The sequence below is a fragment of the Pantoea eucrina genome (assembly GCF_002095385.1).
GTDB classification, from domain to species: Bacteria; Pseudomonadota; Gammaproteobacteria; order Enterobacterales; family Enterobacteriaceae; genus Pantoea; species Pantoea eucrina.
The window spans coordinates 74,601-90,375 of sequence record NZ_MIPP01000006.1; the positions used below are offsets into that span (position 1 = coordinate 74,601).

The window sequence follows — 15,775 nt, forward strand, 5'->3', positions numbered from 1 at the left end:
AGAGACGAAACGGAGAAGATCGGCTAGCGGGGATGAAGAAGAGAGGCGCGCTCCGCAGAGCGGGCCTCTGTTATCAGCGTGTTTCGCCTGCGGCATCAGCCTGAGCGTGGGTATGAATCATATAGTTCACGTCCACACCTGGTCCGAGACGGAACTTGTTGGTCAGCGGATTATAGTGCAGGCCAATCATGTGGCGTTCGCGCAGTGTGGTTTCGTCTACCCAGTCCAGTAATTCAGCCGGGCGGATAAATTTTTTGGCGTCATGCGTACCGCGCGGCAGCATGCGCAGCACATATTCGGCGCCGAAGATTGCCAGCAGCCAGGCTTTAGGATTGCGGTTTATCGTGGAGAAAAAGACCTCACCACCTGGTTTTACCAGACGGGCGCAGGCCATAACAACCGAGCGCGGATCGGGTACGTGCTCCAGCATCTCCATGCAGGTCACTACGTCATACTGGCCAGCATGGCTGTTCGCATGATCCTCTACCGTCTGCTGAATATAATCGACGCTGACGCCGTTCTCTTCAGCATGCAGACGCGCGACTGCCAGCGGTTCCGCGCCCATATCCAGCCCGGTTACGTCTGCGCCTTCACGCGCCATGCTCTCTGCCAGAATGCCGCCGCCGCAGCCGACATCGAGCACTTTTTTACCAAACAGGCCGTTGCTGTGCTGCGCAATCCAGCCCAGACGCAGCGGGTTAATACGGTGCAGCGGCTTAAATTCACCCTCCAGATCCCACCAGCGCGAAGCGACCGCTTCAAACTTGGCAATCTCGCTGTGATCGACGTTCTGACGGCTTTCCTGCGGTTGTTCACTCATTGAATAACGACTCCTGGCAAAATATCTTCTGAGTATAAACGCTTAAACGTCAGGTGGCATCTCTCAGCGTGAACGAAAAGCGCCAGAAAACCCCGCTTTACGTTCACCGTACGTAAGCAATGTGATATACTTTCGCACCTTTAAAATCCGGGATTAAGTAGAGGGATAGCGGCTCCATGAGCGACCTTGCGAGAGAAATTACACCGGTCAATATCGAAGAAGAGCTGAAAAACTCCTACCTCGATTACGCCATGTCGGTCATTGTTGGCCGAGCCTTACCCGATGTCCGTGATGGCCTGAAGCCGGTGCATCGCCGCGTGCTTTACGCCATGAGCGAACTGGGTAACGACTGGAATAAAGCCTATAAGAAATCTGCCCGTGTGGTAGGTGACGTTATCGGTAAGTATCACCCGCACGGTGACTCTGCTGTATACGAAAGTATTGTCCGTATGGCCCAGCCGTTCTCCCTGCGCTATATGTTGGTTGACGGTCAGGGTAACTTCGGTTCCGTTGATGGCGACTCCGCCGCAGCGATGCGTTATACCGAAGTCCGTATGGCGAAGATCTCCTCTGAGCTTCTGGCCGATCTGGAAAAAGAGACGGTCGACTTTGTGCCAAACTACGACGGCACCGAGCAGATCCCGGAAGTGCTGCCAACCAAAATTCCTAACCTGCTGGTAAACGGCTCCTCCGGTATCGCCGTGGGAATGGCAACTAACATTCCGCCGCATAACCTGACTGAAGTGATCAACGGCTGCCTCGCCTTTATCGATGATGAAAACATCAGCGTAGAAGGACTGATGGAGCACATCACCGGTCCGGACTTCCCGACCGCAGCCTTTATCAATGGCCGTCGTGGTATTGAAGAGGCCTATCGTACCGGGCGCGGTAAAATCTACATTCGCGCGCGTGGCGAAATCGAAACCGATGCCAAAACCGGTCGCGAAACCATTATCGTCAATGAGATCCCGTATCAGGTTAACAAAGCGCGCCTGATTGAAAAAATTGCCGAGCTGGTTAAAGAGAAGCGCGTTGAAGGGATCAGCGGGCTGCGCGATGAGTCTGATAAAGACGGTATGCGCATTGTCATTGAAGTCAAACGCGACGCCGTGGGTGAAGTGGTTCTGAACAACCTCTATTCGCTGACGCAGCTGCAGGTCTCTTTCGGCATCAACATGGTGGCTCTGCATCAGGGTCAGCCGAAGATCATGCCGCTGAAAGATATCATCGAAGCCTTTGTGCGCCATCGTCGCGAAGTGGTGACGCGTCGCACCATCTTCGAACTGCGCAAAGCGCGCGATCGTGCCCATATCCTTGAAGGTCTGGCGATTGCGCTGGCGAATATCGATCCGATTATCGAGCAGATCCGTCGCGCGCCGACGCCGGCAGAAGCGAAGGGCGCTCTGCTGGCACAGGCGTGGGATCTCGGCAATGTTGCCGCCATGCTTGAGCGTGCCGGCGATGACGCTGCGCGGCCGGAGTGGCTGGAGCCTGAATTTGGTATTCGCGATGGCCGCTACTATCTTACCGAGCAGCAGGCTCAGGCGATTCTGGATCTGCGTCTGCAGAAACTGACCGGCCTTGAGCATGAGAAACTGCTTGATGAGTACAAAGAGCTGCTGGAGCAGATTGCCGGGCTGATTCACATTCTGCAGAGTGCTGACCGCCTGATGGAAGTGATCCGCGAAGAGCTGGAAGCGATGCGCGATCAGTTTGGCGATGCGCGCCGTACTGAGATCACCGCCAACAGCGCGGATATCAATATCGAAGATCTGATCAACCAGGAAGATGTGGTCGTCACCCTGTCGCATCAGGGCTACGTTAAGTATCAGCCGCTGTCAGATTATGAAGCGCAGCGCCGCGGCGGCAAGGGTAAATCAGCCGCACGTATCAAAGAAGAGGACTTCATTGATCGCCTGCTGGTGGCTAATACCCACGACACGATTCTCTGCTTCTCCAGCCGGGGTCGTCTCTACTGGATGAAGGTTTATCAGCTGCCGGAAGCGAGCCGTGGCGCACGCGGGCGTCCTATCGTCAACCTGCTGCCGCTGGAAGCTAACGAGCGCATTACCGCTATTCTGCCGGTGCGTGAGTATACCGAAGGCTTCAATATCTTTATGGCGACGGCCAGCGGCACGGTGAAGAAAACCGCGCTGCAGGAGTTCAGTCGTCCGCGCAGCGCCGGCATTATCGCCATCAACCTGCGTGAAGATGATGAGCTGATTGGCGTAGCGCTGACCAACGGCAATGATGAAGCGATGCTCTTCTCCGCTGGCGGTAAAGTCGTGCGCTTTGCTGAGAGTGCAGTGCGTGCCATGGGGCGTTCAGCCTCAGGCGTGCGCGGTATCAGGCTGGCAGAGAACGATAAAGTGGTGTCGCTGATTGTGCCGCGCGAAGAGGGCGCGATCCTCACCGTTACGCAGAATGGTTACGGTAAGCGTACGGCTAACAGCGAGTATCCGACGAAATCGCGTGCCACTCAGGGCGTTATCTCGATCAAAGTTACCGAGCGTAACGGACCGGTTATCGGTGCGGTACAGGTGGTAGACGGCGATCAGATTATGATGATCACCGATGCCGGCACGCTGGTACGCACCCGCGTATCGGAAGTCAGCGTGGTCGGCCGTAACACGCAGGGCGTGATCCTGATCCGCACCGCGGAAGATGAGAACGTGGTTGGCCTGCAGCGCGTGGCGGAGCCGGTTGAAGAAGAGGAGCTGGATGCCATCGACGGCAGCGTGGCGGAAGGCGAAGAGGATATCGCGCCGGAAGTCGACAGCGATGACGAGGCACCGGACGCAGAAGACGACGCATAATCGTCTGATGCACCTTATCAGCGGCAGGTCAGGGCAACCGACCTGCCGTTTTATTATCTGAGTTTTCGCCCCGCACCTCTGCACCAACTGGCTTTTTCGCAGCGATAAAGCTAGTGTATGTGCACCTTTTTGGGTCCTGTTAACCGTTACCGCCAGTGAGCCTCTCTTGAAATATCTCGTCTCCTTTCGCACCACGCTTCGTATCTCGCGCTATCTTTTCCGGGCGCTGGCGCTGCTGCTCTGGTCGCTGGGTGCATTGCTGACCACCTTCTACATCATCAATGTGCTGCATGAAAAAGAGAACGGAATACGCCAGGAGTTTGCGACGAACTATGGTAAAGCAGAGTGGTACGTCCGGCACTCGGCTGACGTCATGCGGGAACTGAAGTACATCACGGAAAATCGTCTTAGCAGCAGCGCCAACGGGCTGGACATGCTCAACGGCCTGCCCGCCGGTAAAAGCACGCTGCCGCAGTTTACGCCGCTCTTTTCCGACGGTGACTGCACCTCAATGAGCAACACCTGGCGCAACTCGCTCGACTCGCTCAGCTACTATATCAACTACTGGAAAAGCAATTTTGCTGCGGCCTATGAGCTGAATCGCGTGTTTTTTATCGGCGGTGAGAGCCAGTGCCTGGCTGATTTCACCATTGGCAGCAGCAATCCGTTAGATCGGGAACGCAGCATGAAGGCGCTGCGCGAACATGTGCTGCACTATCGCAACAGCAATGAGGAAGATCGGCGCAATCCGATGTACTGGATCACCGACAGCACGCAGCCCGGAAGCGGCAACTTCTATATGGTCGTCCCGGTTTACGTCGCCAACAAACTTCAGGCGCTGCTGGGCGTTGAGCAGAATATCCGGCTGGATGAATTTGTTCAGCCCGGCGGACTGCCGCTGGTGGCGACCATTACCGATGAAAATTACCGCCCGCTGCTGAGCAGCCGCCGCAGCGGACCCGGTTACGCGCTGGACGATCTGCCCGATGAGAGCACCTGGTTTGGCTACCTCGACAGCTACCGCCAGCTGGTGCTGAAAAAGCCGCTGCCGCCGTCAGATCTGAATATCATCTGGTCTCTGCCCACGTCGGTAATGGTGGATCAGCTGCGGCTGCTGCTGCTTAACGCGCTGCTGCTTAACATCTTCAGTGCGATTGTGCTTTTTACTCTGGCGTGGATATTCGAGCGCCGCATGTTCCTGCCGGCGGAAGATAACGCGCACCGGCTGGAGGAGCATGAGCAGTTCAACCGGAAAATTGTCGCGTCGGCACCGGTAGGGATTTGCATTCTGCGCACCAGCGATGGCACCAATATTCTGAGCAACGAACTGGCGCACAACTATCTTACGCTGCTAACGCAGGAGGATCGCCAGCGGCTTAATGAAATTATCAGCGGCCAGCAGGTGAATTTTGTTGATGTGCTGACCGGCAGCAATACCAACCTGCAGATCAGCTTTGTGCATTCGCGCTACCGCAATGAAAATGTGGCCATCTGCGTGCTGGTTGATGTCTCATCCCGCGTACGTATGGAGCAGTCGCTGCAGGAGATGGCGCACGCCGCTGAACAGGCGAGCCAGTCGAAATCGATGTTCCTCGCAACCGTCAGTCATGAACTGCGCACGCCACTTTACGGCATCATCGGTAACCTCGATCTGCTGCAGACCAAAAGCCTGCCCAAAGGGGTGGAGTCGCTGGTCACCGCCATGAACAACTCCTCCAGCCTGCTGCTGAAAATTATCAGCGACATTCTCGACTTCTCGAAGATAGAGTCAGAGCAGCTGAAAATTGAGCCGCGTCCTTTCTCACCGCGCGAGGTGATTAACCATATCACCAGCAACTATTTATCGCTGGTGGTGCGCAAGCGTCTTACGCTCTATGTCTTTATGGAAAACAACGTGCCGCTGGCGCTGGATGGCGATCCGCTGCGGCTGCAGCAGGTGATCTCCAACCTGCTTAATAACGCCATCAAATTTACCCATACCGGCTGCATTATTCTGCACGCCTACGTTAAAGAGGGCTATCTTGCCTTCCGCGTGCGTGATACCGGGGTCGGCATTCCTGCCAGAGAGGTGACGCGGCTGTTCGATCCTTTCTTCCAGGTTGGCTCCGGCGTGCAGCGCAACTTCCAGGGCACCGGGCTGGGACTCGCAATCTGCGAAAAACTGATCAACATGATGGATGGCGATATTGAGGTCGATTCTGAACCGGGAATGGGCAGCCAGTTTATCGTGCGTATTCCGATCTACGCCGGGCAGCAGCCGGCGCCGCCGCTGCTGGATGGCCTGCAGGAGAAAGCGATCTGGCTTGACCTGCGCAACGACTATCTCGCTGCGTTTCTGCTGCGCCTGCTGCAGCAGCAGGGACTGAAAGCGGCAGCCTGGCAGGGACAGGCAGAAAGCGATGATGTGGTGATAAGCGATCACGACGATTCACTGGCGCAGGCGGTGCGCGCGCGCATTCTGATCTGCGGTGAGCATATCGATATGCCGCAGGAGCGCTCGCCGGGCGTCTGGGTGCAGAGCAGCGCAACGCTGCACGACCTGCCGCTGCTGCTGGGTCGTATCTATCGCATCACGATTGACAGCGATACCACCACGCCGCTGCCGCCACCTGCGGCAGAGAATGCGAGCAGCAATGAAGATATTACGATTCTGATTGTGGATGACCATCCCATCAACCGTATGCTGCTGTCGGAGCAGCTCGGCACGCTGGGCTATCAGACCAAAACGGCGCAGGATGGCGTTGATGCGCTTAACGTGCTGAGTCGCAATCATATCGACATCGTACTGAGCGACGTAAACATGCCGAATATGGATGGCTATCGCCTGACGCAGCGGCTGCGCCAGCTGGGGCACGTGTTCCCGGTGATTGGCGTAACGGCGAACGCGCTGGCGGAAGAGAAGCAGCGCTGTATGGATGCCGGTATGGATAACTGCCTGTCGAAACCGGTGACGCTGGATGAGCTGAAAGTCACCCTGGCGCGCTACGCTGCCCGCGTGCGTACCGGTCGTCAGGCGTAGGGCAGGGGATTAAGCGAACGGGCGACCCGCGGGCCGCCCGTAGAGATTAATCTTTGTCGATCTGCGTGGCGCTGACCGAGGAGAGGTAGTTCAGCAGTGCGATATCGTTATCCACACCCAGCTTCATCATGGCTGATTTCTTCTGGCTGCTGATGGTTTTGATACTGCGGTTCAGCTTTTTGGCAATCTCAGTCACGAGGAAACCTTCAGCAAAGAGACGCAGTACTTCACTCTCTTTCGGCGACAGACGCTTGTCACCGTAACCACCTGCGCTGATCTTCTCCAGCAGTTTGGCAACGCTTTCCGGCGTATATTTTTTGCCTTTCTGCAGTGCGGCCAGCGCTTTTGGCAGATCGGTCGGGGCGCCCTGTTTCAGCACAATCCCTTCAATATCGAGATCCAGAACGGCACTCAGGATCGCCGGATTGTTGTTCATGGTCAGAACAATGATCGAAAGATCGGGATAGTGACGCTTGATGTACTTGATCAGGGTAATGCCGTCGCCATACTTCTCGCCAGGCATTGAGAGATCGGTGATCAGAACATTCGCGTCCAGCTTGGAGAGGCTGTTGATCAGTGCTGTGGAGTCTTCAAACTCACCTACTACGTTAACCCATTCAATCTGTTCCAGAGACTTACGGATACCAAACAGAACAATGGGATGGTCGTCGGCAATAATTACGTTCAGGTTATTCATCTTATTGGTTACCTTGCTGCAGCAGTTGATTGACATAAGCGTCAATTTCACTGGTGGTATTTTTAATGGTTAAATCGTCGCACATTTTAATGTGCTGTTCTAACGCTTCACAAAGCTGTTTACCCGGCAGCAAATTGAGCATGGCAAAAACGCCTTTCAGGCGATGCGCTGTCTGAGCAAGAGAAGGATAGTCGCTATCCGACGCTTCAGTATACAGTCTCCTGACATCAGGCGGTACTGTCTCGGTAAACAGCTGGAAATAGCCGCCGCTTAACAGCGGTGTGCCAGCCTCATTTTCTTCACTCTCCTCCATCAAATCACTGGCCAGCTGCTTTTCAATCAGGGCCAGCAGTGCGTCAAGCAGGGCGTTGCTGAGGTTATAATTCACGCGATACTGTCTGTCGTTCAGGGCGTGATGCCCCAGCTCATCGCCCGCCAGCAGTAATGCCCAGCCGCTGAGACGTTCAGGGTCGTCCGTGATCAGGACGTCATGCTCCTGACCCGAGAGCCGTTCATCTGAGGTCAGGCACTTAGCGCCCCAGTTCTCCAGATGACGACAGACGATTTTCTGTACATCCTCCACTGCTATATCGACCAGAGCGGTCACGCCCTCCAGTAATTTTTCTTCCTGCTCCTCCAGCAGCAGCTGCAGCGTCAGCGGCAGCTGGATGTTATAGCGCGTGCCGATATCGGGTTTAGCGATAATGTCTAACTGGCCGCCCATCTGCTTGCAGAGCTGTTTACAGAGGAAAAAGGCCATTCCGGAGGCCTGACCAAAACGATCCTGCGACGTCTCACCAAGATAGGGGAAATCGGCGTTGGTCAGTTCATCCGCCGTTAGCCCGGAACCGGTATCGACCAGCTGCAGCTGCAGCACATCAGGCTTGTTCGCTGGCGTTTTCACTTCCAGCGTGATTTTTCCCCATTGCGTGGTGGTGAGCGCATAATGCATCAGGGTGGTCAGCACCTTACGCAGCGCGCGGCGATCGCCGCTGCGCATTTCATCATTCGCCAGCTGGTTGTTTACCACCAGCGTCAGGCCCTTGCGTCGCAGCAGCGGCAGGCTCTCCAGCGCAATCTCATCCAGCAGATCCTGCAGATTAAACGGGCTGGTTTCCGGCGACCAGTCATGCGCTTCCAGCCGGTTCAGCAGCACGATATCATCGACCAGGCGGGCCAGCCGCTGGCTCTCATCCAGCAGATCCAGCACGCTCTCATCGTCACTGCGCTGGCTGAGCTGCACCAGCCGCGTCACCATATCCTGCAGCGGGCGGTTCAGCGCGTGGCCAAGCTGCTGCATCAGCTGCTGGCGCATCTGGTGATTGCGGTCCAGTACCTGCTGTGCTTTCTGCAGCTTCTTGTTAACCAGCAGTTCGCGATCCTGATCGCGCATCATAAACAGCTGCGTGTGCGGCGACAGCACGCTGCGTGCGTGACGGATCTCATAGACTTCGTTATTGATAGTCGCCTGCAGCACGCCCTGATGCTGATCGGACATATTGATAATCTTCTGCAGGTTCAGGTGCGGCAGCAGGTGATCGGCAATCTTATTACTTAGCAGGGTGCGGTTAGTGGCGAAGTCATACACCAGCAGCCCGACCGGCAGGCTGGCGACGATCTCTTCGTTCAGCATACGCAGCGAATCGAGCTCTGCGCTCTGATTCTCATTCGGGCGCAGCGCCTGCTGACGCAGCAGGGTCACGCCGGCAATCGACAGCAGGAAGAGCAACAGGTTGATAAGCAGCGGCCACATCAGGTTATGCAGCATATCAAGCGCAAGGCTAACCAGCGGTACGCGATAAACCAGCTGCAGCGGCGTGCTGGGCAGCGAGGCAGCGATCTCCAGATCCGGGTTAACCAGCGTAACGCTGGTCGTGCCGTCGCTGCCGTCATCAGTGCTGCTGCCCGGGGTCGCATCCTGACGCAGCTGGAAATTCTCCAGCGGCAGGTTCTGCGGCACCAGATCGTTAACCGGCAGATCGAAAGCTACCACCGTTGCCAGATGACCCGGCTGGTTAAAGGTGGTGCGCAGCGTAAAGTAGTGATCGTTCTGCCAGGTAAAATGACGCAGTGGAGAGAAGCTCTCGCGCTCATCCAGGGCGTTAGCCTGCTGCAGCATCTCAGCCCGGCGGCTGTCGACCAGCGTATTCAGCGCGCTCTCTTTGTAGCGCGTTGCCATATCTTTCAGCGGCAGGGTAGAGATCATGATCAGGCTATTATCCTGACCGTTCAGAAAATACATCGACCACGCCGGGTTTTCCGCACCCCATAAAGTATCGAGATAGCCGGACATACGCATAGTCATATCCAGCGTGCTGCCGTCGTGCGAACCGAAAATCAGCGCTTCCGTTTTGCGGCGCGTTTTTTCCAGATAGTAAACATCCGGGCGCAGCCGGGTCTCCTGCAGCGTGCTGTTTGGCGCAGAGCCGGCCGCACTGGTGGCGAGATTTTCGTAAATCTGCCAGGTGGCGAAGCGGTAAGCGTCGATGCGTTTTTGCATATCACGCGCCAGGTCAGCCATGGCATAACGCTTTTCGGCAATCCAGGCGCTGACGCTATTGTGCACCACGGCGCCCAGCGCCAGCAGCAGCACCAGGTTAAACACGACAACAAAACGCGTAACGTTACCGGAAGTCAGTGGAAATTTATAAAGCATAGTGAGTCTCAGGATCCTGCAATCAACGCGTAACCCGGCGTGCGCTGGCGGCGACAGCCAGCAGCATCAGAGCAATCAGCAGGAATGCACCGCTTAGTGTGAGCCACTGGGAAATAAAGCCGATTAACGCCGGGCCTGAGAGAATACCCGCATAGCCTAACGTTGTCATGGCCGATATCGCCAGGTTGACAGGCATGGCCTGCTGGTTACCGGCGGCATTAAACAGCATCGGCACTGTATTCGCCAGCCCGAATCCGACCAGCAGAAACGCCAGCAGTGCGGTTTGCGGCCAGGGGACCAGCACGGCCAGCGTCATACCTGCGCTGGCTGCCAGCGCGCCGGTAAGCATGACGTGATAGCGGCCAAAGCGCTGAATGATTTTGTCGCCGGTCAGCCGGCCAATCGTCATGGCAACCGAAAACACCGCATAGCCCAGTCCGGCATAGGCTACGCTGAGGCCCGGGCTCTGCAGCAGGAGCAGGGCGCTCCAGTCGAGCACGGCACCCTCGGCGAGGAACAGAATAAAGCAGAGGCAGCCGAGAAAAGCGACCCAGCCACGCGGGATCACCAGCCAGGGTTCATCAGCCTGACGCAGCCGCTCGCTCATCAGGGTTGGCAGACTGCAGCAGAGCAGCACGGCGATCAGCACCATCATAATCGCGATGGCCTGCAGCGGCGTCAGCCCGGCACCCAGCAGCAGACTCACCGCACCGGCGCCGATAATGCCGCCGAGGCTGAAGAAGCCGTGAAAGCCTGACATCATCGGCTTGCCCGCCGCTTTTTCCACGTGAACCGCCTGCACGTTCATCGCCACATCCAGCATGCCGAGTCCGGCGCCGAATAGCATCAGCGTAAACGCCATCGCCCAGAGATGATCCAGCGTGGCAAGCAGCGGCAACACCGCCAGAATCAGCAGCGCAGAGCAGGTCATAATCCGGCGGCAGCCAAAACGACCAATCAGCGCCCCCGTCACCGGCATAGCGGCCAGCGAACCGATGCCCAGACATAGTAAAAGCCCGCCGAGGGAGGCTCCGCTCAGCTGCAGACGCTGGCTGGCGTAAGGCACAAGCGGCGCCCAGGCAGACATACTCAACCCGGCGATAAGGAAAACAGTGCGCGTGCCGAAATTAACACGCTGATGCAGTTTGGCTGGCTGTGCGGCGTCCAGTGCAGTCATAGTCGTTATTTTGATCCGCTGTTAAAGCGTCGAAGTTTAGCATCAAAGCAGGCGGTGCAGCGGAATTAACGCGCAATTTGCGTTGCCTGCTGCTGCACAGGAATCGGACATCTTACCGATATTTGCCCGGGCCAGAATTTTTTCCAGATATTTCCTGGTACTGCCTGACAGATATTAAGTGACATAACGCAAATTAAGTCAGGTGATTGATGACATATACTGATGCAATCAGCGAGAGATCACTGGCTGACTATGGTTTTCGCTGGTTGCGCGTTTTACAGCCATTCTCCGGATTTTTGCCACCAGACAGCAGCCGCTAATGCGCGCTAAGATAAAGCAGGCCATCGCTAAAGGGGCCGCTTAGAGCAAGATCGCCACGCACGCCAGCCCGGCCGGGAGCGCGCATTTAACGTCATACCTTTAACCTTGTTACCTGCGGGTAACCCGTTTTCATCAGGTGAAGCGGGCCATGCTGTTATGGCCTGTATGGCGCACCTATCTGCCTGAAACATTAATTCAGGTAATCACTGGTGCAATACATACTCTGTAACGAGGTTACCTATGTTTTCAGGCCAATCCACTTCATCGTTCGCGTCGTTATTTACCTCTGGCACTGAGCGTGTCAGCCCGACAACTACCAGCCGGCAGCACCGCGATACCACGCCACCGGCCGCGCTACATCCCTATGAACCGCTGGTGGCGCGCGGTGCGGCAGGTAAAGTTGAAGCGCTGCGGCTGCGGCGCCAGGTCAGCGATCTGCAGGGAAAAATCGACGAGGTGCATAATGACTACGCTGTGCGAACGCATGAGGAGCAGGTCAAAAACAGCGCAGAGCTGGATGCGCAGCTGCAGGTTGCGGCAGGCAGAGAAGATCAGCTGACGCGCACCGCGCTGCTGTCACCGGTGTATGGCATCGTCAAAGCTATCGCTATTACCACGCCGGGCGGTGTGGTAGAGCCGGGCGGTAAACTGATGGAGATTGTCCCGCTGGAGGATCGGCTGCTGATCGAGACACGCGTTGCGCCACGCGATATCGCCTGGATCCGGGCCGGGTTGCCCGCAACGGTCAAAATTACCGCGTACGATACCGCGATTTATGGCGATCTGCCGGGCATCGTCGAGAGCGTTTCTCCGGATACGCTGCAGGATAGCGACCTGCGCGAGCCACCCTATTTTCGGGTCTATGTGCAGACACAGACGGCAACGCTTACCAGCCGGCGCGGTCAGCGCTTTCCTGTGCTGCCGGGTATGCTGGCAGATGTGGAGATAAAAACCGGACAAAAATCGGTGCTGGATTATCTGCTCAAGCCGCTGAATAAAGCGGCCGAAGCGCTGCGCGAGCGCTGAATGCATTATTATACTGGCGGGAAAATAGCGCAGATAAAAAAATGCCGGACAAATATGTCCGGCGGGAATCAGGGTAAAACACTCATTCGGGATGAATGAAGATAATAATAAAATAAATGATGATAGCGTGGATAATTGTAGAGGCTGGCAGCAACAAAGTTTTATCATTCAGTGCGGCATTAAATTAATGTAGCTATTTGAATTCAAATGAATTTAATCCGGTTTGTTTATTCGTGCTTTATTTTTTGTCAATATGTGCTGATTATTAGTTCCACGATATTTACATCTGGCAATAAATTTGTAATCAAATGAAACACTTTCGGAAATTTAGTATCATTTTCGTGATAGATTATTGCCCGCTATAAAACAACAATGAATTGCCGGCTGAATTTTTAACATTCAGTTTGCAGTGGCATAACTATAAAGGCACATAACCGAGGGTAAATAAATGAATCGTCGCGTTCTCTCCCTGATGATCCCGGCGCTGCTGGTGGCGGGTTCAGCAAGCGCAGCCGAAATCTATAATAAAGATGGCAACAAACTCGACCTCTACGGCAAAGTAGATGGTCTGCACTACTTCTCTGACAACGATGGCTCAGACGGTGACCAGTCTTACCTGCGCTTTGGTTTTAAAGGTGAAACTCAGGTGACCGATCAGCTGACGGGTTACGGTCAGTGGGAATACCAGGCCGCGCTGAATACGGCGGAAAGCGAAGGCACTAAAGACAGCTATACCCGCGTCGCTTTGCCGGTCTGCGTTTTGGTGACGCTGGCTCTTTCGATTACGGTCGCAACTACGGCATTGCGTATGATATTGGCGCATGGACTGACGTTCTGCCGGAGTTTGGTGGCGATACCTATGGCGCGGACAACTTTATGTTCCAGCGCGGTAACGGTATGGCAACCTACCGCAATAATAATTTCTTTGGTCTGGTGGATGGCTGGAACGTGGCCGTTCAGTACCAGGGCAAAAATGATAACCCGACTGAATCCACCTCTGGCCGTGATGTGCTGGGCGAAAACGGCGACGGCTGGGGTCTGAGCACCACCTATGATCTGGGTAATGGTCTGGCACTGGGCGGTGCTATGTTCCAGTCCGATCGCACCAATAACCAGAATGCCGCAGGCGTACTGGGCCAGGGCGATAAAGCGGAAGCCTATACCGGCGGCCTGAAATATGACGCAAACAATATCTATCTGGCTGCGATGTATACCCGCTCTTACAACGCGACGCGTTTTGGCTCAGTTGATTCTGACGCTTTCGGTTATGCGAACAAAGCGGACAACTGGGAAGTGGTTGCGCAGTATCAGTTTGACTTCGGTCTGCGTCCGTCGCTGGCTTACGTCAATTCACGCGGTAAAGATATTGAAGGTTATGGCAGCCAGAACCTGAAAAAATATATCGACGTGGGCGCGACCTATTACTTCAATAAAAACATGTCGACCTATGTGGATTACCAGATCAATCTGCTGGATGACAACAACTTTACCAACAATGCCGGTATCAACACCGATGACATTGTGGCGCTGGGCCTGGTTTACCAGTTCTGAGCCTCTGGCGCGCGGCCCGGCGGGCTGCGCGCCACCTTTCCTGCCCGCTTCTTATCTGCAGCACCCGCCTCAGGCAGGCACAGCATCTGAACTACTGCACACTGCGCCAGCGCCGGGCTTTTGCCGCCGGACGCGGTTCAGCCTGCACTGCCGCAGCCGGCTGGCTGCCCTCCAGCGCAATACCTGCCAGGGTGAAAGCAGAAAAGCTCAGCCACCGCTGCCACTTTTCACTCTGCGTTTTTGACATCGCCATGCTGCACCTCGCTGAGAATAAACCTGCTCTCAACAATGCAGCATTTATGCCATGCTGCCGCTCTCAGCGTCACACGCTTCAGGCGGGGTTTGTTACACTGCGTCAGCCCTGAAGCAGTGCAGAGTGGGTAATAATGGTGCAGTACTTAACGTCGACGTGCGCTATAGCTCTCCAGTGAACGCTGACGCGCGTGCTGCCAGCTGCGATAACTGCCGTACAGGAACAGCGCGGCGGAGAGGGCGGCGATTAATACATACATCATCTGTGCTCCTTAAAGGTGGTATGCCTGGGGGTAAAGCCTGCAGCATGACCGGCGTTAATTCAATGAGATTTAGCGTAAATTACCCGCAGTTTATGCTTTGTAATACGCTGTATTTCCGTGTAACAGATGAGGAACCGATGCATTTCCGGAATATTTTGTTGACTGCTCTGATCGTGACCGGGCTGACGGCCTGCGACCGCGCACCGCAACGTGAACCCCTGGTCCTGCAGGGAAAAACCATGGGCACCGTATGGCGGGTTACGCTCGCCGGCGTTGATCCGCAGCGTAAAGAGGCGCTGCAGCAGGCGATTCAGCAGCAGCTCGATCGCGACGACGGTGAAATCTCTACCTGGAAAACCACCTCAGTGCTGTCGCGCTTCAACCAGTATCAGGGGACAGAGCCGCAGCCCGTTAGCGCGGATATGGCGGATATTGTGACTCTCTCACTGCGCATTGGTGCCAAAACCGCAGGTGCCATGGATATCACGGCAGGCAGACTGGTGAACTTATGGGGGTTCGGACCCGTCGGGCAGCCGGCGCATCAGCCTGATGTGGCAGCGATCGCGGCGGCCAGAGCTGAAACCGGCCTCTCGCATCTGCGGGTGATCCAGAGCGTAAGCGGGCAGTGGCTGCAGAAAGATCTGCCGGGGCTCTATGTGGATCTCTCAACCGTGGGCGAGGGCTACGCCACCGATCATCTGGCGCGGCTGATGGAGCAGCAGGGAATAACCAACTATCTGGTGTCGGTCGGCGGAGCCGTGCTCAGCCGCGGTCGTAATGCCAGCCAGCAGCCGTGGCGGGTGGCGGTTCAGAAACCCACCGATCGAGAAAACGCGGTCGAGGCGCGCGTTGACCTGCAGGGGCACGGCATCAGCACCTCCGGCAGCTATCGCAACTATTATGAACTGGACGGGAAACGCATTTCACACGTCATCGATCCCGCAACCGGACGGCCCGTTCAGCATAAACTGGTTTCTGCCACGGTGATCGCCACTACGGCGCTGGAAGCGGATGGCTGGGATACCGGCCTGATGGTGCTGGGCACCGCGCGCGCAAAAGCGCTGGCGCTGAAAGAGCATCTGGCCGTTTATCTAATCACCAAAGAGGGCGACGGCTTCAGCCACTGGATGTCGCCCGGCTTTAAAACATTTCTTATCGACAAACCGTAACCGGAGGC

8 protein-coding genes and 2 pseudogenes are annotated in these 15,775 nt (G+C 55.9%); 5 read left to right on the plus strand and 5 right to left on the minus strand.

The genetic code is table 11. From position 1 onward, the window contains the following. Positions 1 to 73 precede the first annotated feature (73 nt). Positions 74 to 820, minus strand: a complete 747-nt coding sequence (ubiG, locus tag HA43_RS05085; RefSeq protein WP_039385530.1) for a bifunctional 2-polyprenyl-6-hydroxyphenol methylase/3-demethylubiquinol 3-O-methyltransferase UbiG — start codon at positions 818 to 820, stop codon at positions 74 to 76. 176 nt (positions 821 to 996) lie between these two features. On the opposite strand from ubiG, the gene gyrA reads away from it, so the two are divergent. Continuing rightward, entirely contained in the window at positions 997 to 3,636 is a 2,640-nt protein-coding gene (gene gyrA / locus HA43_RS05090) for a DNA topoisomerase (ATP-hydrolyzing) subunit A (protein WP_039385529.1), read from the plus strand. A 166-nt stretch (positions 3,637 to 3,802) separates the two neighbouring features. Beyond that, entirely contained in the window at positions 3,803 to 6,655 is a 2,853-nt protein-coding gene (rcsC, locus tag HA43_RS05095; protein ID WP_094111127.1) for a two-component system sensor histidine kinase RcsC, read from the plus strand. A gap of 46 nt (positions 6,656 to 6,701) precedes the next feature. Here rcsC and rcsB read toward each other — a convergent pair whose 3' ends face one another. From rcsB to HA43_RS05110, 3 genes are read right to left on the minus strand one after another with little or no spacing between them, the layout of a single operon-like run. Continuing rightward, the gene (gene rcsB / locus HA43_RS05100; RefSeq protein WP_033750421.1) at positions 6,702 to 7,352 is read right to left on the minus strand and encodes a response regulator transcription factor RcsB; all 651 of its coding nucleotides are present in this window, start codon (positions 7,350 to 7,352) and stop codon (positions 6,702 to 6,704) included. A 1-nt stretch (position 7,353) separates the two neighbouring features. Further along, positions 7,354 to 10,008, minus strand: a complete 2,655-nt coding sequence (rcsD, locus tag HA43_RS05105; protein ID WP_094111128.1) for a phosphotransferase RcsD — start codon at positions 10,006 to 10,008, stop codon at positions 7,354 to 7,356. 22 nt (positions 10,009 to 10,030) lie between these two features. Beyond that, a complete protein-coding gene (locus HA43_RS05110; protein ID WP_039385523.1) occupies positions 10,031 to 11,185 on the minus strand; it encodes an MFS transporter in 1,155 nt (384 codons plus the stop codon). A 684-nt stretch (positions 11,186 to 11,869) separates the two neighbouring features. Here HA43_RS05110 and HA43_RS05115 point away from each other — a divergent pair. Further along, a pseudogene (locus tag HA43_RS05115) lies at positions 11,870 to 12,532 on the plus strand (beta-barrel domain-containing protein); the annotation flags it as partial. A 448-nt stretch (positions 12,533 to 12,980) separates the two neighbouring features. After that, positions 12,981 to 14,083 (plus strand): annotated as a pseudogene (gene ompC / locus HA43_RS05120) (porin OmpC). Between the two features lie 91 nt (positions 14,084 to 14,174). Here ompC and HA43_RS19000 read toward each other — a convergent pair. Beyond that, a complete protein-coding gene (locus HA43_RS19000) occupies positions 14,175 to 14,336 on the minus strand; it encodes a hypothetical protein (RefSeq protein ID WP_166714014.1) in 162 nt (53 codons plus the stop codon). 399 nt (positions 14,337 to 14,735) lie between these two features. Between HA43_RS19000 and apbE the strand changes: the two genes are divergently transcribed. Beyond that, positions 14,736 to 15,767, plus strand: coding sequence for an FAD:protein FMN transferase ApbE (gene apbE / locus HA43_RS05125; RefSeq protein ID WP_094111142.1), 1,032 nt, complete (start codon positions 14,736 to 14,738; stop codon positions 15,765 to 15,767). Positions 15,768 to 15,775 lie beyond the last annotated feature (8 nt).

Coding starts and splice junctions, on each gene's coding strand:
- gyrA (WP_039385529.1), top strand. CDS start 997: ATGAGCGACCTTGCGAGAGAAATTACACCGGTCAATATCGAAGAAGAG.
- ubiG (WP_039385530.1), bottom strand. CDS start 820: ATGAGTGAACAACCGCAGGAAAGCCGTCAGAACGTCGATCACAGCGAG.
- HA43_RS19000 (WP_166714014.1), bottom strand. CDS start 14,336: ATGGCGATGTCAAAAACGCAGAGTGAAAAGTGGCAGCGGTGGCTGAGC.
- apbE (WP_094111142.1), top strand. CDS start 14,736: ATGCATTTCCGGAATATTTTGTTGACTGCTCTGATCGTGACCGGGCTG.
- HA43_RS05110 (WP_039385523.1), bottom strand. CDS start 11,185: ATGACTGCACTGGACGCCGCACAGCCAGCCAAACTGCATCAGCGTGTT.
- rcsB (WP_033750421.1), bottom strand. CDS start 7,352: ATGAATAACCTGAACGTAATTATTGCCGACGACCATCCCATTGTTCTG.
- rcsD (WP_094111128.1), bottom strand. CDS start 10,008: ATGCTTTATAAATTTCCACTGACTTCCGGTAACGTTACGCGTTTTGTT.